Raw genomic sequence first — 23,373 nt, forward strand, 5'->3', positions numbered from 1 at the left:
GGATTTGGTCTGCGTGGACAGCATCTGCTGTGAACCTATAACATCCGCCTATGGCATCTGATCAGGAATCTCTTTCCAATATCGCGGCTTCTCGCCCTGACGACGAAATGGCAATGGCTTCAGAGGCCGCCGAGGTTATCTCGCATCTCCTCGGAGACCGACGCTCTACGCTTGATCCCTCAATCGAGATTTGGACATCCGAAGCGGCAGAGAATCTGCGGGCACGAATCGAAGATGACCCGATCTTCGGCGGTTCGATGGGGCAATGGAACAAGCTCGATATCCAACTCACAGACGCCCCGCGAGAAGTAGTTCTCCTTGCAGCAGAACTCGTATTTCTCCGAGAAATTCCCATCTTGGAGGCCCGACCGGAAACACGGAAGTCCCATGTTGAAATGGTGCTCTCCCACCTCGATGAAGAACATCCATTTCCTCCCAACCTTTTGCAGTCCTTCGACCGTCCTTCCGGCACCGCTGGCTTCCGGGCGGGCCGGGGTTACAACGGAAATATGTGGCTGCACCTAATCTGGGCGTCGACGTTCGTCCGTTACTGGAATTCGCTGGAAGACGACGCGCAGAATCAAGCGCGCCAAGATCCCTGGGCGCTCCAGCGCGTCATGTTGGAGTGTGGCGACGACCAAGCAGATATTCGCAACGCATTTCAGTTCCTGTTCCGGCCTGACGTCTTTGAACCGATTGCGTCCACTGCGACGAAGATTCGGGTACGCGATGGTTTAGCTGAATGGATCGGTATGCCGGCAGGAAACGATCCGGCCTCCGTCGATCGAGACTTGTTGACAGCACGGGGTGCCCTGACTGCCGAGTTCGACGGCGAGTTCGGCTTTTGGTACGACGGTGTCCAGGAACTCTGGGATGACTCAGTCAACGACACAGAATCCGATGAGACTTCCGATCCCGACGAAGACACCCCAAGGTCCCGCCATTATTGGCTCTTCTCCCCTGGCAGCCAAGCTTCCGAATGGGATGCTTTCTCTTCCGAAGGCATCATGGCCCTTGGCTGGGATATCGGCGATCTGGCGCAGTTCCCAGACCGCGCTTCCATTCGAAAAGCTCTCGACATCCATGGAACAGGTGCGTCGATGACAAATGACGTCTTAGCTCTATGGCAATTTCAGAACGAAATCGAAATCGGCGACGTTATTTACGCCAAAAAGGGCCGGAAACAATTTGTCGGACGAGGTGAGGTCACCTCAGTCGCTAAATTTGAGCCAGATCGCGCTGATTACCGTCACGTCCGCACGGTAGCTTGGACTCATAAGGGCGAGTGGGAGAACCCAGAGAACGGGCCGCTGAAGACGCTCACTGATATCACTCAACTGTCAGGCTATGTTGAGGAACTCGAAGATTTGTTCGGCGAAGACAGCGAACCCAGACTAATACCATCAAGAGGAGATCTCCCGACATATAGTCGCGATGATTTCCTTGAAGAAGTGTTCGTCTCAGATGATGATTACGATCGACTTGCATCTCTCCTCAAGCGCAAGAAGAACATAATTCTGTCCGGCCCTCCCGGGGTTGGAAAGACCTTTGCAGCGAAACGACTCGCCTACTCGATCATGGGCTTCAAGGACACGGCCAGAACCCAAATGGTCCAGTTCCATCAGAGCTATTCCTACGAAGACTTCATGATGGGATACAGGCCGAACGAAGAGGGCGGGTTCCGTTTGGAGAAGGGGCCGTTCTACCGTTTCTGCGAAGAGGCGCGGGCCGACGATTCCAAAAGGCCATACTTCTTCATCATCGATGAGATCAATCGCGGCAACATCTCGAAGATTTTCGGCGAGTTGCTCATGCTCATCGAAGCTGACAAGAGGGGCCAAGAGCTCAGACTGCTCTACAAAGACGAACTGTTCTCCATACCAGCTAACCTCCACATCATCGGCATGATGAACACCGCTGATAGGAGTATTGCCGTTCTCGACTACGCATTGCGGCGACGGTTCGGTTTCTTCTCCATGCATCCGGCGTTTGACACTGCAGGTTTCGCACAGTGGCAGGCTGAGGTTGATGACTCTAAATTCGATGTCCTGGTCGATGTCGTAGCTCGGCTCAACAAAGACATCGCCAACGATCTTGCCCTCGGTCAGGGTTTTGCAATCGGGCACAGCTACTTGACCCGCCCGGCCAGCGGCAACCACGACGAGTCGTGGATGCGTTCGATCATCGACGACGAGCTCATTCCACTACTCAACGAATATTGGTTCGACGAGCCCGAAAAGGTTGAGAATTGGACTAAGAACCTGAGGGCAGTCCTCGGATGACTGCAGCCACGATCCGAATTCGAAATGTGTACGTAATGATGGCGTATGCGTTCCGGTCACTTCAGAGTCGTGACAGTATCTCGGTGAAGAGCGAAGCGTTCAACCATCTCCACGATCTCCTGGCAGAGCTGTTGTACCGCGGGTTGAGTTCCCAGATCAAGCGTGGACTGCACAGTGACTATCTACCGAGAGTCGATACCCTCGCAACGGTTCGCGGACGGATAGATGTCTCTCAGACCGCCAGCACTCGGTCAATGTTGCGTGGTCGGCTGGTCTGCCAATTCGACGAGTACCTCCCCGACACTCCTCACAATCGTGTCCTCAAATCGGTCGTCGTCTTGCTCATTCGGCGAGGAGAGGTGGCAGCCCTCCGTCGGAAGGCTCTCAAGAACCTTTTGCCCCACCTTGAGTCGGTAAGAGAAATCAAAGCGTCAACAATTCGTTGGGGCGATCTGAGTATTCACCGCGCCAACGCAAACTACCGGATGTTGCTCGGCATCTGTGAACTCATTGTCAAAGGACTTCTCCCGACGCAGGAATCCGGTAGTTCAAAATTGAGGTCCTGGATGACCGACGAAGCGATGAACAGGCTCTACGAAAGATTCATCCTTCAGTACTTCAAAATCCACCATCCGGAACTATCCCCTCATGCTCGCCAGATCCCCTGGGCGCTTAACAGCCTCGAATCCGATGGAGCAGGCCAGTTGCCCATCATGCAGACTGACATCACGCTGAACAATGGTCACGCAGAGCTCATCATCGATGCGAAATATTACGGTCGGTCGCTCCAGTCTGGTCGAGGAGACAAGCAGACCGTCCATTCGCACAATCTCTACCAGATTGCCACGTACACATGGAACGCGGACGTGCATCGCGACGGTTCGGTGAGCGGCGTGCTCTTGTATGCCCGGACTATCCACGAAGAACAGCCCGATGTCGATGTCGTTATCCAGGGCAATCGCATCGGCGTCCAAACCCTCGATCTCAACCTCCCGTGGGAGGCTCTACGCTCCAGACTGGAGGGTCTGCTCGGTTGGCTGGAGCCACGACAAGTACACGTCGAGTTTCTTGTCTGAACCCGAATGGCGTGACACGCACAGCTCTCGGCGCTCAATCATGGTCGCCAATCGAACTGCGTGTGATTCGAAAGCGGCGGGTCAGCCTCAGTACGTCAGAACAGCTCGCAGGATAGACTTCGAGTCATAACGTACCCGTGAATGCAGAGGAGGTCATGATGACCCAAACCGATAGTGACAAAGTGACCTCACTCCCAGACCTCATCTCAATGGACTACGCGGAAGAAGCTATTGACTTCGAACAGGTCAGGCTGAATTTCCAGGTACGCAGCATCCAGTTCTAAGCTCTCCCACACTCACTCCGGCCGGTGCTCGGCCATGGCCTTCTCGAAGAGCTGCGTACCGAGCTCGTCGTAGTTCGCATCCTCCGGGTACCACTGATCGAGATCAGCGAAGTCGCCCTTGTCGGCATAACCGAGCTCGGTGACGCTCTTCTGCCAGTCGGCCCCCGCGGTCTTCAACGTCGACGGCGCGTCGGGAACGCCGGATTTCTTCGCCGTCTTATCAGACAGCGTCTTGGCGTACCTCGCCATCTGCTTCTGCACGTCATCATCAAAGGGCTCAACCGATCCGTCGTTGGCCTTCGCCTGCTCGACCGCCTGTGCCTTTGCAGCGATGACGACTTCCATCATCGTGCTAAACGTCGTCGACATCGAGTCGAAGACGATCTGCTGGTAGGCCACCGGCAGCTCCGAATACTTCTTCCCGGCCGTGATGGCACCGGCGGAACGCGCAATTCCCGCGTCGGAGGCGACTCCGATATTCGGGGCGACCTCGAACGTACCGGCCTCGACGTTCGGTGCGAGCTGGCCGAGGTCGCAGTCCACGGTCCCGCGCTGCAGTGCCTCATATGTCTCGGGGAAGGACAGTGAGACCGGAGTCGCGCCCAGGTCGGTGACCTGTTTGCCGGCGGCGGCCGAACCAACGCGCAGCTGCTTGCCCTTCCAGTCATCGAGGGAGGTCACTGGTTTCGAGCACATCGTCGAGTATCCGCCGGCGGCGAGCATCGGGATGAGGGGAACGAGGTTCTTGTCCTCGAACTCGGCAAGCACCTCGGGCGTCTCCCACGCCGCCTGGACACCGGCGGCATTCGCGGCCAGATCACTGGCCACCGGGGAGGACGGCAGAGTCGACATGGCGGTGCCGAGCGCGTCGAAGGCAGGGTATTCGGCCGGGGTGTAAGACGGCAGCGTGAACGCAAGATCAACTCGCCCGTCGGCCAATGCGTCATCGACGTCGGCGTAGCTGGCGATCGCCTGACCCCAGACGATGTCAACGGTGATCTTCCCGCCCGAGCGTTCTTCGATCATCTTCTTCACATCGAGCCCGTTCGGCGCGAGGATCGACTTCTCCGACATCGCCGAAGGCTGGAACTTCAAAGTCACCGGATCGAGATCGGCCAAAGCCTCATCGATCTCATCCTGCGATGCGTCGTAGGCGAAGCCCTCCCCTGCGGAGGCATCCGAGTCTGAATCGCTCCCGCCGACAGATCCGGCGCATCCGGCCAAGAGCGCCAGCGACGCGACCGTCGCGATGGCGGTGAGAGGGCGGACTGCCGCCGACCGAATGCGATTCATGGGACCCCTTTGAACAATGACTGAGAGTTTCCTTAGATCATAGATCTGAATGAGTCCACCCTGTTATGACTCCCCTCACACCGCCCGAAATCCCCGCAAGGGCGTGTGCGACGGAACGGCAGGGCCACCTCGGCGAGAGTCAGCTGCTGGCCATGCCACCGCTGGTGCGCTCGATGAGATCAGGAAGCCATTCGGTCATGCCTGGTACGGCGACCAGGAGGACGAGGAAGATCACGGCGACGGGGAGGAACCACAGCAGGGAGATGAAGATGTCGCGCAGCGTGATGGTGTGCCCGAGGTTGACGGCCTTGTCCTTGACGATGCTGTGGATGATGTAGGGAATGATGCCGACCGGCGGGGTGACCATGCCGAACTCGCCGAGCAGGACAACGAATACACCGAACCAGAGTGGGCTGACCCCCATCGTCTCCAGCGTCGGCAGCAGGATCGGAATGGTCAGCAGCATCATGGACATGGTGTCGAAGAACATGCCCATGATGATGTAGAGGACGATGAGCACGAGCAGGAACCCCACCCGCGAGAGGCCGAGATCGGTGATGAAGCCGGTGAGGATGGGGGCCAGCCCCGTGATCGCGAGCAGGCTGGTGAGCATCGTCGCGCCGATCATAATGAAGAAGATCGCCGAGGTGGCCGACACCGTGGCCATGGCCGAGTCCGCGATCTTTCGCCAGGGATGGTCGCCCCGTTTCTCCCACAGGCACAGCAACACCGAGCACAGGGCAGCAGCGGCTCCGGCCTCGGTGGGGGTGAAGATGCCAGAGAACATGCCGCCGAAGAGGACGACGAGGATGACGGCGAAACCCCAGACCCCGCCGAGAGAGGTCAGCCGCTGGCGCCAGGTCGGTGTCGTGCGATCGTCGGTGTCGACTCCGCGGCCGACGAGTCTCGGCGCGATGACTCCGATGGCGAAGATGAAGGCGGCGAAGCAGACGGCGAGCAGGATGCCGGGCAGGGCACCGGCCATGAGGGCAGGTCCCACGGGCACGGAGGCGATGCCGGCGTAGATGACCATGAGGATCGAGGGCGGGATGAGGTTGCCGGTCATGCCGGCGACCATGATGGTCCCGACGGCCATGCGTTTGTCGTAGCCGGCCTTGAGCATCTCGGGAATGCCGGCACGTCCCAGGGCGTAGGTCATGCCGATGGTCGAGCCGGTGACTGCGGACAGTCCGGCGCCGGCGAAGGTCGTGCCGATGCCGATTCCGCCGGGCAGCCAGGAGAACCAGTTGTCGGCGACCCGGTAGACCTTGCCGGAGAGACCGGATTGAGTGAGGAGCATGCCCATGAATATGAACATCGGCAGCACGCTCAGCGTCCAGTCCGAGACGGCGCTGAATGGTGCCGTCGAGAGGATATTCATAGTCGCGGGGATGCCACTGACTGCGTAGACGCCGACGATGGAGGGCACGGACAAGGCGATGGCGACGGGGACTGAGAGGAACAACAGAACGAGCATCATCGCGATGCACCAGGCGCCGCCGATGGCTGCCGTTGGGCTGGTGAAGAGGCCGATCAGGCAGACGGCGACGAGTCCGAACCCGATGGTCAGCGCGAGTACGCCGGGGCGTTCGCGGCGGGAGCCTGATGGGAAGAGTGCGGTGGCTGGTTTCTGGGTCGTCATGCCGATGACATTCGCGGTGCTCGCGTCCTCTGGCAGCAGGGGTGCACCGGTGAAGTCGGTGTTCGCGTTCACTGCTGCTCCCCTGCTTCGGTGCGGCGACGGAGGATGGCGACGGCATCGAGGATGTAAAGCACAGCGAGGAGGACGAACACGACCGGCACGAGGTAGTACACGGGCCAGGTGATGACGGCGGAGACATCGGCGGTCGATCCGATAGCCGTGTTTTCCAGTGCCTGGCTCAGCCCGAACCAGGCGAAAGCGATCGACACGAGTGCGCCGAGGAGGCATGCGAAGACCGTAAATACCGCAGCGGTGGCGGGTTTTGCCCGCTCGATGGCCATGGTCACGGTGATGTGTTCCTTCTGCAGCTGGGCGGCGGGGATGCCGAGGAGCGCGACGATGGGCAGGTACCAGTATTCGACGATCTCGTTGGTGCCGTAGATCGGGGCGTCGAAGAGGGAACGCGTGAGCGCGTGGGTGACGATGTGGAGCATCATCACGATGATCGCCGCGGCCGTGGTGACCGTCAGCCACCTATCGAGGACTTTGGTGAACGTACTCATCAGGAGTCACTGTAGCCGTCGGTCGAGGTGCTGGTGGCGCCTGCACCGTTCGCGACTTCCATTGTTTCCACACCGGTTGCGGCGCCTGCCCCACTGCCGGTCACGTCGGCAGCTCGCAATGCATCGATCAGGTCGACAACCTCGGAGGCGTCCGCCAGCCCGTCGGGGATCATCGCGGTGACACGACGGGCGCCCGCCTCTTGAAGGGCGATGGGGTCGATGCCCGGGATTTTGGAGTAGCGGCGGGCGCTGCGAGGCAGCAGTGCGACACCGAGTCCATTGGAGACGAGTGATTGGATGGCTCCGGGGTTATCGGTGATGTGCCGGGTACGGGGCTCGAATCCGGCGGTGCGGCAGAGGCGTTCGGCAGTGGACCGGCAGCGCACGCATCCCATGATCCACGGCAGCTCGGCAACATCGTTGAGATGTTGGATCTGCCCGGCACGGTTCCAGCGTTCGGGCACGAGCAGGTCGAGGTGGTCGGCACCGAGGTCGACGGTCATGTGTCCCGCGAACTCGGGCGGGGCTTCGTCCTCGTGATGGAAGAGGAAGGCGATGTCGATAGCGCCGTCGTCGAGCAGGCTCAGCGCCTCGGGCGGTTCGGCCTCGGAGACCTCGTACGAATGGTGAAGCGGCGAGTCGGTATTTGTGCCCGCGTTTGCCTCGAGCCGACCGAGTGCTGCGGCCAGTGGGCCGATGACGAAGCTGGGGAATCCAGCGAGCCGGACATTGCGTCCGCCGAGGCCGAAGGCTTTCGCGAGGTCGCTGCGCAGTCCCTTCACCGAAGCGGCCACTTCGTTCGCGCGGATACGCGCGAGTTGGCCGGCGGTGGTCAGTCGGATGCCGCGTGGAGTGCGGTCGAAGAGGGTGACACCGAGGTCCTTTTCCAGGGCGTTCATGTGTTGTGACAGTGCTGGTTGGGACCAGCCGAGTTCACGGGCAGCGGCACCGATGCTGCCGGATTCGGCGATGGCGCCGAAGATCAGGAGGCGTTTGGGCTCGCCGAGGTCGAGAGCCTGCTCGAAGACCGTAGCCATAAGTCCAGCTTATGTCAGAGCAGAGCGATCTGGGTCTACCGGAGGCGGATGATGCGCACCACACTGGAAGTAGTCGCGTTGAAGTCATTGCCAAGTTGAGGAGTTGGAGTATGCGCAGGATCGGTCTGCTGGGTGGAATGAGCTGGCATTCGAGCATCGAGTACTACACGAAGATCAATGATGCAGTGGCCAAGCAGCTCGGTGGTCACCATTCCGCGCAGATCCTGCTCGACTCGTGCGACTTCGCCGATATCCGGGAGCTGCAGGAGGCCAACGACTGGGCGGGCAATGATGCGTCGCTCGTCTCGACGGCACAGCGTTTGGTCGATGGCGGTGCCGAGGCTGTCGCGATTGCCACGAACCTCATGCACAAGTGCGCCCCGTCAATCGAGGCGCAGGTCGATGCCCCTCTCATTCACATGGTCGATTCGATTGCGAAGTTGGCGAAGCGCCAGGGGTATTCGACGCTGGCGGTTCTCGGCACCCGATGGACGATGCTCGAAGACTTCTATACCGGCCGGCTCGAAGCACAGGGCATCAAGACTCTGGTACCGGATGAGGCAACGTGCCTCGAGGTCGATCAGATCATCTGGGATGAACTCACCCAAGGGAAGTTCACCGATGCCTCCCGAGCCCGCTACGTCGAAATCATGAACGACCTCAAGGCTCGTGGCGCTGACGCTGTGGCCCTGTCGTGCACGGAGATCGGCCTGCTAGTCCCACCGGAGACCGCTCCCCTACCGGCCCTCGACTCGGTCGATGCTCATGTTGCCGCAATCGTCGAGTGGATAATGGCGGACGAGCCTGTAACCATTCGGCATTGAACATCGGAGACTGCGACGATCGGAACGGTGATCGCCACGAGCCAAAACGCATCCGGTCAAGAACGGTGCGCCTTCAAATGGAGTCGAATCAGGACTGATTCCTATTTATGCCTCAATCTGTGACACATCAGATACAAACTCATAGTCCCATTCATAGCCTTCATCATCACAAATATCCAGAAGTTCGTTTCCAAAATCAGCAACTTCCTGATATCGCCCATCAGTGCCTTGACCTAGAGTGATGTCCAGTTTGAGCCCTGCGACCTCATAATTGAGATTTGCGATCTGCTGATAGCCATCCCACACCGGTAAGGATTCGGGCTATGCCATATCTGCAAATTCGTCGCCCGTCTCCAGCAAATCGTCAACATACCCCTGTTGGTCTACTGCGCCCCGAGCAGCCACGACGGACGTCCAAGCCAAAGAATCGGGCTCTTCCCAGATGAGGGTGTAGGTCGGCCGGGCGCGTCGGTCCGCAGACAGACGTCGAGGTCTCCCGACGACGGAGGTTCCTACGCCATCCATCCGAAAGACCTCGACGTGTCCGACGCTACCCCGCCGGCCGGCTTCGGCCGCCCTGACCTGACCGCCTTCGCGTCTTATCCCAACCGACTCTGATCGGGTCTGCTGATCCTCTCGACGAGAACGCAGCAACATCACAGCCACCCAACCCCGACCGTTCGGGAAGCCGGGACACGTCACATGGCCTGTGCTGCGGGCGTGTCGAGTTGGTCGTCCAGGGGCGACGCAGGAGTGTCGACGCGACGTGCTGAGAGGTGGTTCCAGTCGAGCACTAGCACACCGGCTACAGGCATGGCGATGGGTCAGGAACGGCGTCGCTCCCTACGCAGGAGGGAGCGCAGAGTCTCGGCGTTCGCGTAGCCGACCCGTAGCGCGATCTCGGCGGAGGTGAGGTCCGTGGTTGCTGAGAGGTGCCGAGCTCGTTCGATGCGAAGCCGTTGGACGAAGCCGAGCGGAGTGAGGTTGAGCGCCGCACGGACTCGTCGTTCGAGGGTGCGCCGGCTGGTGCCGAGCGACTGCGCGACGAAGGCGACGTTGAACGGTTCGTCCAGTCGGGCGCGCACGAAGCGTTCGAACTCGACGACGATCGGGTCCTCGTGCCGGAGATGTTCGTAGGCGACGAAGGCCGCCTGCGACGGGCGCTCGTCGATGATGAGGAGCTTGGCGACGTGTTGGGCCAGGTCGGGGCTGATCGATCGCACGAGTGAGAGCGCGAGGTCGATGTGGGCGAACGCGGCGCCGGCGGTGACGAGGTTCCCGTCGACCACGACCATGGTGTCGAGATCGAGGGCGACGGTCGGATAGCGCTTCAGGAACTCCGGCCCCAGGAACCAGCTGGTCGTCGCCCGCCGATGATGCATCCGTCCGGTCTCGGCGACAGCGAACACGCCGGTGCACGCCGCGGCGATCCGGGTGGTCGCCTCGTCGAGGCGCCCGAGCGAGGCGATGACCGAACGAGCATCTCGGCTCTGGAGGGCGTCGTTGGTAGCGGCGGCCGTAAGGGTTCCAAGCGCAGGGACGACGACCACGTCGAACTCTGCGGACTCCGACAGCGGGTGGTCCACCGACAGGGTCATCGATGCCGTCGTGGTCACTCGCCGTTTCGGTCCGAGGATGGCGAGTTCGATCGGGTCGATCCGCGGGTCGACATCGCCGCGGGCTCCGTCGGCCACCCGCACGATGTCGATGATCGACGCGATAGCCGAACCGAAGCAGCCGTCGATCGCGATCAGTCCGATACGCATGACGTAAACAATAGCAATACTGCCGTATACGCCACTACCCACCGGCCCTCGCTCGTCATACGCTGAACTCGTCACACGAAGAATCACGACTTCAAGGAGAGTCCCTCATGTCAACACCCGCATCACTTCCGTATGCCTTCGTCGCCAAGATCGTCGCGGCCGATGGACAGCACGACGCGCTCGCCGATCTGCTCGCCGGCGCTGTCGCACTCGCCAACGAAGAAGTAGGAACGATTGTCTGGTTCGCGGTCAGGACCCACGCCGACACCTTCTGGATCTTCGATGCATTCCACGACGAGGCCGCTCGCGACGCCCACGCCAACGGCGCCATCGTCGCAGCCCTGATGGCCAACCAGCACCTCCTCAGCGCAGCACCCGAGATCCTGGCGGCCGACGTCCTCGCGTCCAAGCTCCCGTAGTCCGCCAACGCACGAGACGATCGCGCCCCGCCGAGCCGTCGCCAGGTCGCGACGCAACGCCATGCTGCGTTGCCGAGCGGTGCGAGGCCTATCGGCACACGGACAGGATGCCGGCCGCGAGCGCTCAGCCGGCGAGGGGTCCGTCGCAGAGGAGAGCGACGTCGGTGTCGGGCAGAGCCGTGAGGCCAGCGCATCGCGCGACCACCAGAACCGAACAGCCCCTGCCCTGCGTTTCCGCAGGGCAGGGGCTGTTCGCCGGAGCCGCCTGTCGGAATCGAACCGACGACCTAATCACGTCGGCTTTGCGTCTATCGCTTGATGCGCCCACTGGGCGAACGAGCCGCTGACCTGAGCAAACGCCGAGCGTGGGGGACGCCGCCATCCGGTGGTGACCGACGACGACCGACCAGTACCGACCGTTTCACCGGAGCTTGCGGCGGCGTCGAAGCCGAGCAAGCTCCATTCCTTTAGCTCACCGCGCCCTCCTCCTCGCCGGTCCCGTCGTCGAAGACGTTTCAGGGGTCTTCTCAGATGACGGTGTAGGTCGGCCGGGCGCGTCGGTCCGCAGATAGGCGTCGAGGTCTCCCGACGACGGAGGTTCCTACGCCATCCATCCGAAAGACCTCGACGTGTCCGACGCTACCCCGCCGGCCGGCTTCGGCCGCCTTGACCTGACCGCCTTCGCTCGACTCGACGGCCTCGGTCTGAGCGTGACCGGACAACGACTTGAACCGGATCGTGCGGTCCTCGCGTGCCGCGTGGTGGAACCAGATCAGTGGTGCCGACGGTGCGGCAGCGAAGGCGCTGCTCGTGACACCGTGATCCGGCGGTTGGCCCACGAGCCGCTGGGCTGGCGACCGGCCGTGCTGGAAGTTGTAGTGCGCCGCTACCGCTGTGCCGACTGCGGACACGTGTGGCGCCAAGACACCAGCGCCGCGGCGGAGCCACGCGCGAAGCTCTCGCGCACCGGGCTGCGGTGGGCGCTGGAAGGGAGCGTGGTCGCACACCTCACCGTCGCCCGTGTCGCCGAGGGGCTCGGGGTCGCGTGGGACACCGCCACCAACGCGGTCCTGGCTGAAGGCAAGCGGCTGCTGATCAACGACCCCACGCGGTTTGAGGGCGTGAAGGTCATTGGCGTCGATGAGCACGTCTGGCGCCACACCAGGCGTGGCGACAAGTACGTCACCGTGATCATCGACCTCACCCCGGTCCGCGATGGCGCCGGCCCAGCAAGGCTGCTGGACATGGTCGAGGGCCGGTCGAAGGCGGCGTTCAAGACCTGGCTCGCCGACCGCGAGGACGCCTTCCGTGACGCGGTCGAGGTGGTCGCGATGGACGGCTTCACCGGGTTCAAGACCGCCGCTGCAGAGGAGATCCCGGTCGCGGTCACGGTGATGGATCCCTTCCACGTCGTGCGCCTGGCCGGTGACGCCCTCGACAGGTGCCGGCGCCGGGTCCAACTCGCGATCCACGGCCACCGTGGGTTCAGGGAGGACACGCTCTACAAGTCGCGGCGCACGCTGCACACCGGCGCGGACCTGCTCACCGACAAGCAGAGAGACAGGCTACGCGCGCTGTTCGTTGATGACGCTCACGTCGAGGTCGAGGCGGCCTGGGGTGTCTACCAGCGCATGATCGCCGCCTATCGCCACGAGGACCGGCAACGTGGCCGCGAGCTCATGGAGAAGCTGATCACCGACCTCAGCGCCGGCGTCCCCAAGGTGCTCACCGAGCTCACCACCCTGGACCGGACCCTGAAGAAGCGAGCCGCCGACGTGCTCGCCTACTTCGAACGACCCGGCACCAGCAACGGGCCGACCGAGGCACTCAACGGACGGCTCGAACACCTGCGCGGCTCCGCACTCGGGTTCCGCAACCTGACCAACTACATCGCCCGAAGCCTTCACATGCCCGGAGCGACCCTATTCGTTTCCAACCATTCACGCCAACGGCCGAGCCGGACCGCATCCGCATGGGGCCCGCTTCTTCGCTTAGTCCAAGCTTGATTCGGCTCATCGCCGCGCTGCACGCTGTCGTGAAAGTCACGCCCGTCAACGAGTTCGCTCACTCGCCGAATCCCGTGGAGCGCGTTGACGAGCCATGCTTCGTGCTCGATAAGCTCCTCGAGCCGCACTCGCCGCAACTCGATCGGAACCGATCGAGCGCGAGCCTCCTCGAGGATCACCGCCGAGGTGACTCCCGGCAGTGCGCCCAACTCCGGATCCTGTGCACAGAGCGTCTCTTCATCCCACCACAGCAGGCTCGTCGTCGCTCCCTCGATGACGTACCCGTCCCCATTGATGAGCAATACCTCGTCACAGCTGTACTGCTCACCGGCGTCCTCCCGCACACGCTCAAGCAATGCGATGTCCGGGCCTTTCCGATTCGGAGTGATTCGCGGGTCGGAATATGGCGGGATGAGAACCTTCAACTCCTGCTTCCGAGTCGGTGCTGGTCGCAACCGGAATGCCAACTCACGTTCGGCGTCAGGAGAAACATCGAGGACATCTACGCGCGGGAACCACTCCCCCTTCGCCGGGATCTTCTCGACCACTGCCGCCCAAAAATCGTCGGTGATCACATCACCCATCCCGACCTGCGCAGCAGCATCACCGAACCGTGTCCGATGGAGGTCGAACGCTCGTACCCGCCCGTCTTCAACAAGCCACGAATCGGCGGCCATCAGCTTCGATGAGCTGATGTCCGTCGTAGGCTCCTCGAAACGGTGATCCTGTTGATTCCACAGCCACACGTTCATCGCTCAACTCCACCCGAGTATTCGGCCACAGCGGTATCGGTCGGTCCGGCCTCCTCGGCGGGGATCATGGTGTGGACGTCAACATCGCCTATCTGCTCAGTCAAATGGATATGTGTCCTCAGTTCGGACGGGTCGTTCGCATGAACGACAACCTCGCCGGGGAACTCCACTCCACCGAGCAACCTCAGCACCGGAGCCGCCTTCACCACTGTCTCCTCGTACTCCTCCTCGGAATCCGAGAGCGCAACGATCGCTCCGCCGACCCCGTAACTCAGAGTCTCACCCTGAACGACGAGCGTGCGGATGACGACGCTGAGATCGACGGCACCGCCAAGCGAGAAATACCCGACTGCTCCGCTGTACACCCCACGCGGGCCGGCCTCGAGCTCTTCGATGGTCGTCATCGTCCGCAGCTTCGGCGCCCCGGTCATCGACCCTGGTGGGAACGCCGCCCGCACACACGCCACCGGACTGGCGTCCTCAGCCAAGCGTGAACTCACCGTCGAGACCATCTGATGCACCGTCGCATACGACTCGATCCCGAACAGCGTGTCCACCTGCACCGACCCCAAACTGGCCGTACGCCCGAGGTCGTGCCGAACGAGATCGACAATCATGAGATTCTCCGACCGGTCCTTCACCGAGGCGGCCAGCTCAGCCTTGATTGCCTCGTCTTCCTCGAGAGTGTCCCCGCGGGGACGCGTGCCCTTGATTGGCTTCGACTCCACTCGACCATCGGCATCAATGCGCAGAAATCGTTCCGGGGACGTGCTGAGAATCGTTGCATCCCGGGTCCGGATGAACGCCCCGAACGGCGTCGGATTGTCGTCGCGCAGACGCAGGTACATCGCCAGTGCGTCCTCGTCTGAGTCGACCGTAGCCTCAAGCATGTTCGTCAGGCACACCTCGTACGTTTCGCCGTCGGTGATCTCTCGCTGTACTCGATCAATGAGGGTCAGGTACTCATGTCGGCCATGCCGGGCCGACAAGTGTGAGCGTGAGAGGCCGGAGGAAGGTGTGTCCTCAATCCGCGCCGAGGCGGCGCCCGGCTGAACGAGTTCACCGACGTCGTCAGCCGGGATTGCTTCGATCTGTGCACGGATGTCATCGAACCATTCTTGAGACACGGCAGTGCCCGAAGGATCTTCAGGTTCGCGCAGTGCGAGCAGGTGGATGCGGTCGGCGTCGTGATCGATGACGAGAGCACGATCGAGGAACATCATCACGGCGTCGGGCAGGTCCGACTGATGCTGGTTCGGCGAGCCCACCTCGGCTTTGAGCTCATAGCCGAGGTACCCGACCCACCCGAGTCGAAACTCGAACGGAAGGCCTTGGATGCCCGCGCGCATGCCGGGGATTTCGGATCCGGCCCTGGGCGGTTCAACCCCTGTACCTGACACTGAGACAGTCGTGCCAGCGAGCTCGGCATCGAGCCAGTCGAAGAATCCGGACGACTGAATGAAGTTCTCTGATTCGCCACCGGTTGAGCGAACTTCGACAGTCCCTTCCGGCACCGAGGCGGTCGCTATTTTGCTAAGCGGACCGGACGGCGCACCCATGATTGAGAACCGGGACAAGTAGTTTCCAGGTAGGTTTCCGTCGAGCCAGACGGCTTCGGGCTCATCACCGAAGAGATCTGCAAAGAGACGTTCGTCGGAGATCGTCTGCGGGAGTACATCAGTGTCAAGAGTGTAGTGGCGCCGAGCGTCGAGAGGGCCGGTACTCGCTTGGGTGGAAACAAGAGATGCGCACGTCCCCGCGGGGACGTCGTCATCGGAGTCGACGTCCTTCTCAACCCAACCTTCGCTGGCCGGTAGGTCATTCTTGTACTGTTCCTGCCGGTTGCACGCCTCAGTCAGCTCGGCGAAGTTCTGCAGCAGCGTCCGTGCTTCCTCGGAGGCAATCGATTCTGGGTGGAATTGGACTCCCCACTGAGGCCTCGTCCGATGTTGCAACGCCATGATGACGCCGTCTTCGGACCACGCCGTCGCATAGAGAGACTCGGACAGTTCCGTGACCGCGAGCGAGTGATACCGCACCGCCGAGAACGGCGACGGCAGACCCGCAAAGAGCCCGGTACCGGAATGCCTGATCGGAGACACCCGACCGTGCCGAGGTTCTGGCGCATGCGCCACAACACCCCCGTGCACATGCGCGATGCCTTGATGGCCGAGGCACACGCCGAGCACCGGAATCGGGGAATGCTCGATCACCTCGGCGCAGATGCCGAAGTCGGCCGGCCGCTCCGGAGTGCCCGGTCCTGGTGGGATGACGACATTGTCGAACTCGTCCAGCACGCTCAGCTCGAACTCGGCCCAATCGTTGGGCACAAGAGTCGGCGCGCACCCATTCACCTCGGCGAGGAGGTGGAAGAGGTTGAGCGTGAACGAATCGGCGTTGTCGATGAGCAGAGTTCGAAGCGGCTTCGTTGTCGCCGACGCTCCGTCTGGAACCATCTCAGCCGAGCACGATCCGGCGGGTCGAATCCGACAACCCGCTGGCCGCCTCGGCGAGCAGTGACTCTTCGGAGTCCGCACCCGCACGGACGTACCGTCCAGTGAACGCGTCCAAAGTCCCCGACGCCAACGCCAACGCGAGGTCCGTGACCTGCGCGGGCGAGGTCCAATCATCGCCCTGTCGGAAATCATGCACGGGCATCGACTTCGTCATCGCGGTCTCGACGACACCGGGTGCCATCTCGAAGATGCGCAGTCCCTTATCGTGCCCGAAGTGGACAACGGAATCGGCCAGACGGAACAGTGACGCCTTCGACGCCGAATACACGGCATACGCCGGTGTTCCCTTCGCTCCCGACCCCGAGTTGAGGTCGATAATGCGGCTCGGTCGACCGGTCGCCTCGGCGCCGGCCATGAGCACCGGTGCGAAGACGTTGATCATCAGCGCAACCCCGGTGACGTTCGCGTCGACAACGGCTTTGAGGCTCTCCGGGTCGGCGTCCCACAGCGGACCCTCGGACGACTCGATGCGCCCCGCATTGTTGATGAGCACCTGCAGGCGCTTGCCCGTCTCGGCCTCGAGCGCGACCACCGACTCACGCAGCGCCTTCACCGCAGCAATGTCATCGGTGCGCAGCCCAACACCGGTCACCCCTCCCCCGGTCGCTTCAGCGATCTCGTCGGCCGCAGCCTCCGCATTGCTCGCCGAGGTAGCCGTCACGATCACGTGATATCCGGCACCAGCGAATGCCTCCGACAGATGGCGTCCGATTCCGCGCGCACCGCCGGTTATGAGCGCAATCGTCTCGGACGGGACCGCAGTCGCCTCAGGGGTTCCGTCGGTGGTCGGCATGTTTGTTCCGTAGGGCAGTTTCTCGGACATGGTTGGGACTCCTCAGCGGTGATCGGGTACGAGTGGTCAGGTGTCGTGGTGCGCAGCACAGATCCTCACACCAACGTGTTCGGATGTTCTTGTGCGTTCTACCGTGACGCTTCGAGCGGACACGGCAAAGCCCGGTCGAACCACTGTATCGGTCGACCGGGCTCTGTGACGCACTGTTCTCAGCTGCGGACTTCGGCGCCGTGACGCTCGGCAGCCAACTTCGTCGCCGCCTCGCGCATCGCGGAGGCCTCATCGGCCTTGAGCGTACGATCCGGGGTCCGGAAGGTCAGGCGGAACGCCAGCGACTTCTTGCCCTCGGGCAGCTGGTCACCGGTGTAGAGGTCGAAGGTCTCTAGCAGTTCGAGCTCCTCCCCCGCACCCTCACGCAGGGTCGCCGCCAGCGTCTGCGCCGGCAGGTCCGCATCGACGATGAGTGCGACGTCCTGGCGGGAGACCGGGTAGGTCGACAAGGCGCCGTCCCAGGCTCGCAGGTCCTCCTGCGCCAACAGTGCGTCGAGGTCGATCTCGAACGCCACGGTTCGAGCTGGCAGGCCGAGGTTTTCGCACGCCTTCGGGTGCAGCTCACCGGCATGGCCAAGAGTCTGCCCATCGGCGAGGACGAACTTCGCCGCCCGTCCCGGATGCCACGGAGCGATCTGGTCGGCTTCGACGGTGACCTCGAGGCCGTTCGTTTCAGCGATCCGGCGGACCGTGTCGATGACATCCGTCGCCTCGGCCTTACGGCCCTTGCCCCAGACGCCGGGCATCTCGGCATTGCCGGAGATGATGCCCGCGTAGTGGTAGGGCTGGGCGGGAACCGAGGCGTAGACCTCCTCCAGTTCGGCATCACTCGGGTGGTAGCCGGGCAGGTGCCTGGGCCCGGGCCCTGCAGGCAGTCCCGCCGAGGTGGAGACGAGTCCGGCTTCGAACAGGGCGACATCCTTGGCTCCGCGACCGAAGTTGCGTGCCACCAGTTCGACCAGGGTCGAGAGCAGGTTGGTGCGCATCAACGGCAGGTCTTCGGACATCGGATTCGCCAGGCGGATGTGCTTGCGGCGCACATCGTCGGCTTCGAGACGCAGCTGATCATCACGCTTATCAGACGTGAACGGGTAGGACAGCACCTCCGTGAAGCCGTCGGCGGCCAGCAGGTTAGAGATCCGGCGCCGCGTGCGCTGTGCTTCGGTCATGCCCTGTCCAGCGCGAGCGGCCGGTTGGATCGATGGGATCCGGTCGTAGCCACCGGTGCGGGCGACTTCTTCAATGAGGTCGACGTCTGCGGTGATGTCCGAACGCCAGGAGGGCACGGTCACGGCCAGACGATCCTTGCCGATGACCTCGATGACTGCACCGATGCCTTCGAGCAGCCCGGTCACCTCGGCGGTGGTGTAGTCGACGCCGACGAGGGAGTCGACGCGCTTGACCGGAAGCTCGATGACGGTGGGTTCGGGAGCCTGCCCGACCTGTGTCGTCGCCGGGCTGAGTGTGCCGCCGGCGAGTTCGACGAGGAGGTCAGCGCAGCGACGTGCAGCCACAGGTCCGAGTCTCGGGTCGACTCCACGTTCGAAGCGACGCGAGGCCTCGGAGGACAGCTTGTGCCTCCGTGCGGTCCTGGCGATCGAGATCGGATCGAAGTGAGCGGACTCGATGACCACATCAGTCGTCTCGTCGTTGACCTCGACCGCGGCTCCGCCCATAACTCCGGCGAGACCGATGATCTTGCCGCCGGTGCTGTCTGAACCCTGTCCACCGCGGTCGGTGATGAGGAGGTCCTCGGCATCCAGGGTACGTTCGACGTCATCAAGGGTCGTGAACTTCTCCCCCGCCTGCGCACGGCGCACGACGATCTCCTCGCCCAGCAGCGCCGTGTCATAGGCGTGCAGGGGCTGACCGAGTTCGAGCATGACGTAGTTCGTGACATCAACGGTGAGGCTGATGGGGCGCATGCCTGCGGCGATGAGTCGGCGCTGCATCCAGAACGGGGTTGTCGCTGCCGGGTCGAGCCCGGTGACCTGCAGGGCGGTGAACTGGTCGCAGCCGACGTTGCCGTCGATGGGCTTGGAGTCCTCGATGACGACAGGGAAGCCATCATCGGTGGGGGCGTTGACCTCGGCGACGGTGGGGCTGCCGATGTCGGTGAAGGACTGGCCCTTCATCTGTGCGTACTCGCGGGCGATGCCGCGCATCGACAGCTGGTAACCGCGGTCAGGGGTGACGTTGACGTCGAGGGTGACCTGGTCGAGTCCCAGGAGCGCGATCGCGTCGTCGCCGGGTTCGCCACTGAGGCCGAGGTTCTTCAGCACGATGATGCCGTCGTGGTCCTCGCCCAGGCCGAGTTCCTTGGCCGAGCAGATCATGCCATCGGACTTGTGTCCGTAGGTCTTTCGCGCAGCGATCTGGAAATCACCGGGCAGGACGGCTCCGGGCAGGCAGGCGACGATGAGGTCACCGACGACGAAGTTGTGGGCGCCGCAGATGATGCCGCGGCTAGGACCTTCGTCTCCCGGCTGCGGGTCCTTCGGATCATCGGCATCTTCATTGTGCTCAGGGCCGACATCGACCCGACACCAGTTGACCGTCTTGCCGTTCGAATGCTCTTCCTTAACAAGTTCAAGGACGCGACCGACGACGAGGGGGCCGGTGATCTCGGGGCCGAAGAAGTCCTCTTCCTCGAGTCCGATCGCTGCGAACTCCGCCGCGAGAACATGGGGATCCGTATCGGCCGGGAGATCGACGTAGTCGGCCAGCCAGTTCAGTGGGACGCGCATATCAAGCCTTCATTCCGAAACGAGCCGAGAAGCGCACATCGCCCTCGACCATGTCATGCATATCGTTGATTCCTTCGCGCAGCATCAGGGTGCGCTCGATGCCCATGCCGAAGGCGAAGCCCTGGTAGACCTCGGGGTCGATGCCCGCGGCCTTGAGCACATTGGGGTGGACCATGCCGCAGCCGCCCCATTCGATCCAGCCCGGCCCGCCGACCTTGTTGGGGAACCAGAAGTCCATTTCCGCGCTCGGTTCGGTGAACGGGAAGAAGCTGGGGCGCAGGCGGGTCTTCGACTCCGGGCCGAACATCTCGCGGGCGAATCCGTCGAGGGTGCCCTGCAGGTTGGCCATGGTCAGGCCCTTGTCGATGGCGATGCCCTCGATCTGGTGGAAGACCGGGGTGTGAGTGGCATCGAGTTCGTCGGTGCGGAAGGTCTTGCCCGGGCACACGATGTAGAGCGGGACACCGCGCTGCAGGAGTGAGCGGGACTGAACCGGGGACGTGTGGGTGCGCAGGACGAGGCCGGCCTCAGGAGGGTCGACGAAGAAGGTGTCCTGCATCTGGCGAGCAGGATGGTCGGGTCCGAAGTTGAGGGAATCGAAGTTCAGCCACTCGGATTCGATTTCGGGGCCTTCGGCGACTTCCCAGCCGAGGCCGATGAAGTAGTCGGAAGCCTGCTCCTGAATCAGGGACAGGGGATGACGGGCACCGAGGCGGGCCCGATCCGTGGGCAGGGTGACGTCGATGGACTCTTCGATGAGAACGGCTGCGTCGCGCTCGGCTTCGAGCTCGGCCTGACGGGCGTCGAGGGCCTTCTTGACCTGTCCTCGGGACTTGCCGACGATCTTTCCAGCTGCGGCCTTGTCGGCCTTGTCCAGCGACCCGATCGCCCGGTTGGCCAGCGCCAGCGGGGCTTTGTCGCCGGTAAAGTCGATCTTCGCGGCCTTGAGTTCGTCAAGTGTGCGTGCGTCCGCGAATGCGCTGAGTGCCGCGTCAACGGCCGCCTTCACGGCCGACTCGTCCAGAGGGTCGAGCTGGTCAGTCATCAATGTCCTTTACGTGCCTGCGTAGGTCCTGTTCGTCTACCGCGGACAAGTCTATCGTCTGTGCCGCCACGCCTGGTCACGCGTGGCGGATTATGTCCCAGCGGCGCCTGGGGCAATGGCCCGGTCGCCACTGGGGATCACCACTGGGGATCTCTGTGACCTGGTTCATCGAGACCTGCGGCCAGAAGATGTAGTGTCGAAGAATGACGACTCAGCGAGCTTCCGATGTCATGGTGAAGGCCCTGGAGAACGAGGGAGTCGAACGTATATTCGGCATCCCCGGTGAGGAGAATATCGACTTCATCGATTCTCTGCGCCAGTCCTCCATCGAATTCGTCCTCACCCGCCACGAGCAGGCTGCCGCCTTCATGGCAGCGACCTATGGGCGCCTGACCGGCAAACCCGGAGTGTGTCTGACGACGTTGGGCCCAGGCGCTCTCAATCTCACCACCGGTGCCGCCTACGCCCACCTCGGCGGGATGCCCATGATCATGATCACCGGACAGAAGGGCATCCGCACCGCAGAGCAGGCCCGATTCCAGATCGTCAACCTGGTCTCCACGATGGCTCCGCTGACGAAATCGAGTCAGCAGATCACCTCGGCGAGGCGAATCCCGACGATGATCAGTGAGGCGTTCCGAACTGCCAAGGCCGAGCGACCTGGCCCGGTCCACCTGGAACTGCCCGAAGACATCGCGGCCATGCCTGTTGACTCCTTCGACCTGGTGGAGCCTCACACCAATGGTCGGGCCGTGGCCAACGAACATTCCATCGAAGCCGCAGCGAAGGTGATCCGGGAGGCGAAGCGGCCGCTGCTCATGCTCGGCGAAGATGCCTCACGGGCGGACTGCACCGACTTGCTCTCGCAGTTCGTTCACCGGGTGCGCATCCCCTACTTCACCACGCAGATGGGCAAGGGCTCGGTCTCGGGTTCTTCTGAGCTGTATATGGGGACCGCGGCTCTGACCAGTGGCGACTATGTCCACGACGCGGTCGACAAGGCCGACGTCATCGTCACCATCGGACACGACACCACAGAGAAGCCTCCGTTCACCATGGACGAGAACGGTCCGACCGTTGTGCATGTCGGCTACCGACCTGCCGTCGTCGAACAGGTCTATTTCCCCCAGGTCGAGGTCGTCGGCGACCTCGGACCTTCTCTTAAACGCCTCGCGGTGGAGCTGGTCGGTCATGTCCCGAAGGCCGGCGCACTGCTGCCCTTGCGCGAGGGCATTCTCGAGAACCTCAAGGAAGGCTCAACAGACGAGCGGTTCATCCCTCAGCGCATTGTCGCCGAGGTCAGGAAGGTCATGCCCGTCGACGGCATCGTCACCCTCGACAACGGCATGTACAAAATCTGGTTCGCCCGCAACTACCGCACGACCCGGGCAAACACGTTGCTGCTCGACAACGCATTGGCAACTATGGGCGCCGGTCTCCCCTCCGCGATCGGAGCCAAATTGACCCATCCAGAGCGTCGTGTCATGGCCGTGGTCGGCGATGGCGGGTTCATGATGAACAGCCAGGAGATGGAGACCGCGGTGCGCCTGGGTCTCGACCTCGTCGTGCTCATCCTCGAAGACTATGCCTACGGCATGATCCGCTGGAAGCAGGCCGTCGACGGAATGGAAGACTACGGTCTGACGTTCGGAAACCCGGACTTCGTCAAGTACGCCGAATCCTACGGGGCCACCGGGCACCGCCTGAACGATGTCAGCCAGATGCACGATGTGCTTGAGTCCGCGCTCAGCGCCGGCGGTGTCCACGTAGTTGTCGCGCCGGTGGACTATTCGGAGAACAAACGCGTCCTGATCGACGAGCTGGGTGAGCACGCGGCTGCGGAGCTGGATAACCAGTAGAACCATGCGCGCCTGAGACGAGTCCGCACGTGATCGTGCAGGCGCACGGTCTGCCAGGCGTCAGGGGCCAGTTGATCTCGCTGCCTCATTCGCAGCTTTGACCGCGAGGGCGGCGCAGACGAGGATGAGCACCCAGCCGAGCAGGGACAGTACGTTGCCTGCCCTCGTGGCAGCGGAGAGTTCGACGCATAGCAGTGCCACGGCATGGCCGATACTGATGACGACCATGGCGTAGAGGTAGGGCACGCCCGCTTCGTGCCCAGCATCCCATGCGGCATCGGATGCCAGCGTGTGCCGTGTCCGAATGCCGATCACAGAATTCCTGCCGATCAACTGTCTGCGTTGAGCAACGACGAGAAACATGCTGACTGCTGCCACGATCAAGTAGCCGGCCATCGGCGGATAGAACACAGGCTTT

General features: G+C 62.4%; 19 protein-coding genes. 7 read left to right on the top strand and 12 right to left on the bottom strand.

Going from position 1 to position 23,373, the window contains the following annotated elements:
- The first annotated feature begins 50 nt into the window (after window positions 1–50).
- From BSP239C_RS06255 to BSP239C_RS21065, 3 genes are all read left to right on the top strand, one after another.
- Complete coding sequence (locus BSP239C_RS06255; RefSeq protein WP_257930106.1) at window positions 51–2,282, top strand: AAA family ATPase; 2,232 nt, start codon at window positions 51–53, stop codon at window positions 2,280–2,282.
- On the top strand, window positions 2,279–3,358 hold the full coding sequence (gene mcrC / locus BSP239C_RS06260) for a 5-methylcytosine-specific restriction endonuclease system specificity protein McrC (RefSeq protein ID WP_101571026.1): 1,080 nt from the start codon (window positions 2,279–2,281) through the stop codon (window positions 3,356–3,358). Before BSP239C_RS06255 ends, mcrC begins: the two co-directional genes overlap by 4 nt.
- A 158-nt stretch (window positions 3,359–3,516) precedes the next feature.
- Window positions 3,517–3,642, top strand: coding sequence for a hypothetical protein (locus BSP239C_RS21065; protein ID WP_257930107.1), 126 nt, complete (start codon window positions 3,517–3,519; stop codon window positions 3,640–3,642).
- Window positions 3,643–3,654: 12 nt separating this feature from the next.
- On the opposite strand, the gene dctP is transcribed toward BSP239C_RS21065, so the two are convergent.
- The 4 genes from dctP to BSP239C_RS06280 all read right to left on the bottom strand — a co-directional run bounded on the left by dctP (window position 3,655) and on the right by BSP239C_RS06280 (window position 8,177).
- A complete protein-coding gene (dctP, locus tag BSP239C_RS06265; protein ID WP_101571028.1) occupies window positions 3,655–4,935 on the bottom strand; it encodes a TRAP transporter substrate-binding protein DctP in 1,281 nt (426 codons plus the stop codon).
- 139 nt (window positions 4,936–5,074) lie between these two features.
- Entirely contained in the window at window positions 5,075–6,649 is a 1,575-nt protein-coding gene (locus BSP239C_RS06270) for a TRAP transporter large permease (protein WP_257930108.1), read from the bottom strand.
- Window positions 6,646–7,140: a TRAP transporter small permease gene (locus BSP239C_RS06275; protein ID WP_101571030.1), complete on the bottom strand. Its 495-nt coding sequence runs from the start codon at window positions 7,138–7,140 to the stop codon at window positions 6,646–6,648. Before BSP239C_RS06275 ends, BSP239C_RS06270 begins: the two co-directional genes overlap by 4 nt.
- Window positions 7,140–8,177 carry a LysR family transcriptional regulator gene (locus tag BSP239C_RS06280; RefSeq protein WP_235345666.1) on the bottom strand — a complete coding sequence of 346 codons (1,038 nt, stop codon included), beginning with the start codon at window positions 8,175–8,177 and terminating at the stop codon, window positions 7,140–7,142. Before BSP239C_RS06280 ends, BSP239C_RS06275 begins: the two co-directional genes overlap by 1 nt.
- A 110-nt stretch (window positions 8,178–8,287) precedes the next feature.
- Here BSP239C_RS06280 and BSP239C_RS06285 point away from each other — a divergent pair, with 110 nt between their 5' ends.
- Complete coding sequence (locus tag BSP239C_RS06285) at window positions 8,288–9,001, top strand: aspartate/glutamate racemase family protein (protein ID WP_101571031.1); 714 nt, start codon at window positions 8,288–8,290, stop codon at window positions 8,999–9,001.
- A gap of 105 nt (window positions 9,002–9,106) precedes the next feature.
- On the opposite strand, the gene BSP239C_RS20435 is transcribed toward BSP239C_RS06285, so the two are convergent.
- Together BSP239C_RS20435 and BSP239C_RS06295 are read right to left on the bottom strand one after the other, a co-directional pair.
- A complete protein-coding gene (locus BSP239C_RS20435; RefSeq protein ID WP_145997415.1) occupies window positions 9,107–9,307 on the bottom strand; it encodes a hypothetical protein in 201 nt (66 codons plus the stop codon).
- A gap of 518 nt (window positions 9,308–9,825) precedes the next feature.
- The gene (locus tag BSP239C_RS06295; protein ID WP_062244175.1) at window positions 9,826–10,767 is read right to left on the bottom strand and encodes a GlxA family transcriptional regulator; all 942 of its coding nucleotides are present in this window, start codon (window positions 10,765–10,767) and stop codon (window positions 9,826–9,828) included.
- Window positions 10,768–10,874: 107 nt separating this feature from the next.
- Between BSP239C_RS06295 and BSP239C_RS06300 the strand changes: the two genes are divergently transcribed.
- Together BSP239C_RS06300 and BSP239C_RS06305 are read left to right on the top strand one after the other, a co-directional pair.
- Window positions 10,875–11,186, top strand: a complete 312-nt coding sequence (locus BSP239C_RS06300; RefSeq protein WP_075846768.1) for a putative quinol monooxygenase — start codon at window positions 10,875–10,877, stop codon at window positions 11,184–11,186.
- A 629-nt stretch (window positions 11,187–11,815) separates the two neighbouring features.
- Window positions 11,816–13,192 (top strand): ISL3 family transposase, encoded by a 1,377-nt coding sequence (locus BSP239C_RS06305; RefSeq protein WP_231938889.1) that lies wholly within the window; start codon window positions 11,816–11,818, stop codon window positions 13,190–13,192.
- Here the strand turns inward: BSP239C_RS06305 and BSP239C_RS06310 are convergent.
- From BSP239C_RS06310 to pheS, 5 genes are all read right to left on the bottom strand, one after another.
- Window positions 13,090–13,944 (bottom strand): aminotransferase class IV, encoded by an 855-nt coding sequence (locus BSP239C_RS06310; RefSeq protein WP_092107457.1) that lies wholly within the window; start codon window positions 13,942–13,944, stop codon window positions 13,090–13,092. The two genes, BSP239C_RS06305 and BSP239C_RS06310, sit on opposite strands and share 103 nt — an antisense overlap.
- Window positions 13,941–16,400 carry an aminodeoxychorismate synthase component I gene (gene pabB / locus BSP239C_RS06315; RefSeq protein WP_180958937.1) on the bottom strand — a complete coding sequence of 820 codons (2,460 nt, stop codon included), beginning with the start codon at window positions 16,398–16,400 and terminating at the stop codon, window positions 13,941–13,943. Before pabB ends, BSP239C_RS06310 begins: the two co-directional genes overlap by 4 nt.
- Window position 16,401: 1 nt before the next feature.
- Window positions 16,402–17,283: an SDR family oxidoreductase gene (locus tag BSP239C_RS06320; protein ID WP_101571035.1), complete on the bottom strand. Its 882-nt coding sequence runs from the start codon at window positions 17,281–17,283 to the stop codon at window positions 16,402–16,404.
- Window positions 17,284–17,462: 179 nt separating this feature from the next.
- Window positions 17,463–20,051 (bottom strand): phenylalanine--tRNA ligase subunit beta, encoded by a 2,589-nt coding sequence (pheT, locus tag BSP239C_RS06325; RefSeq protein ID WP_101571037.1) that lies wholly within the window; start codon window positions 20,049–20,051, stop codon window positions 17,463–17,465.
- 1 nt (window position 20,052) lies between these two features.
- A complete protein-coding gene (gene pheS, locus BSP239C_RS06330; RefSeq protein ID WP_101571039.1) occupies window positions 20,053–21,096 on the bottom strand; it encodes a phenylalanine--tRNA ligase subunit alpha in 1,044 nt (347 codons plus the stop codon).
- Between the two features lie 203 nt (window positions 21,097–21,299).
- Between pheS and BSP239C_RS06335 the strand changes: the two genes are divergently transcribed.
- The gene (locus BSP239C_RS06335) at window positions 21,300–22,955 is read left to right on the top strand and encodes an acetolactate synthase large subunit (protein WP_101571041.1); all 1,656 of its coding nucleotides are present in this window, start codon (window positions 21,300–21,302) and stop codon (window positions 22,953–22,955) included.
- 60 nt (window positions 22,956–23,015) lie between these two features.
- Here BSP239C_RS06335 and BSP239C_RS06340 read toward each other — a convergent pair whose 3' ends face one another.
- Window positions 23,016–23,366 carry an SdpI family protein gene (locus BSP239C_RS06340; protein WP_101571044.1) on the bottom strand — a complete coding sequence of 117 codons (351 nt, stop codon included), beginning with the start codon at window positions 23,364–23,366 and terminating at the stop codon, window positions 23,016–23,018.
- Between the last annotated feature and the right edge of the window lie 7 nt (window positions 23,367–23,373).

The sequence above is a fragment of the Brevibacterium sp. 239c genome (genome assembly GCF_900169365.1).
In the GTDB taxonomy this organism is placed as follows: Bacteria; Actinomycetota; Actinomycetes; order Actinomycetales; family Brevibacteriaceae; genus Brevibacterium.

Coding starts and splice junctions, on each gene's coding strand:
- BSP239C_RS06275 (WP_101571030.1), bottom strand. CDS start 7,140: ATGAGTACGTTCACCAAAGTCCTCGATAGGTGGCTGACGGTCACCACG.
- BSP239C_RS21065 (WP_257930107.1), top strand. CDS start 3,517: ATGACCCAAACCGATAGTGACAAAGTGACCTCACTCCCAGACCTCATC.
- dctP (WP_101571028.1), bottom strand. CDS start 4,935: ATGAATCGCATTCGGTCGGCGGCAGTCCGCCCTCTCACCGCCATCGCG.
- BSP239C_RS06255 (WP_257930106.1), top strand. CDS start 51: ATGGCATCTGATCAGGAATCTCTTTCCAATATCGCGGCTTCTCGCCCT.
- pheT (WP_101571037.1), bottom strand. CDS start 20,051: ATGCGCGTCCCACTGAACTGGCTGGCCGACTACGTCGATCTCCCGGCC.
- BSP239C_RS06300 (WP_075846768.1), top strand. CDS start 10,875: ATGTCAACACCCGCATCACTTCCGTATGCCTTCGTCGCCAAGATCGTC.
- BSP239C_RS06335 (WP_101571041.1), top strand. CDS start 21,300: ATGACGACTCAGCGAGCTTCCGATGTCATGGTGAAGGCCCTGGAGAAC.
- BSP239C_RS06295 (WP_062244175.1), bottom strand. CDS start 10,767: ATGCGTATCGGACTGATCGCGATCGACGGCTGCTTCGGTTCGGCTATC.
- mcrC (WP_101571026.1), top strand. CDS start 2,279: ATGACTGCAGCCACGATCCGAATTCGAAATGTGTACGTAATGATGGCG.
- pabB (WP_180958937.1), bottom strand. CDS start 16,400: ATGGTTCCAGACGGAGCGTCGGCGACAACGAAGCCGCTTCGAACTCTG.
- BSP239C_RS06285 (WP_101571031.1), top strand. CDS start 8,288: ATGCGCAGGATCGGTCTGCTGGGTGGAATGAGCTGGCATTCGAGCATC.
- pheS (WP_101571039.1), bottom strand. CDS start 21,096: ATGACTGACCAGCTCGACCCTCTGGACGAGTCGGCCGTGAAGGCGGCC.
- BSP239C_RS06280 (WP_235345666.1), bottom strand. CDS start 8,177: ATGGCTACGGTCTTCGAGCAGGCTCTCGACCTCGGCGAGCCCAAACGC.
- BSP239C_RS06320 (WP_101571035.1), bottom strand. CDS start 17,283: ATGTCCGAGAAACTGCCCTACGGAACAAACATGCCGACCACCGACGGA.
- BSP239C_RS06310 (WP_092107457.1), bottom strand. CDS start 13,944: ATGAACGTGTGGCTGTGGAATCAACAGGATCACCGTTTCGAGGAGCCT.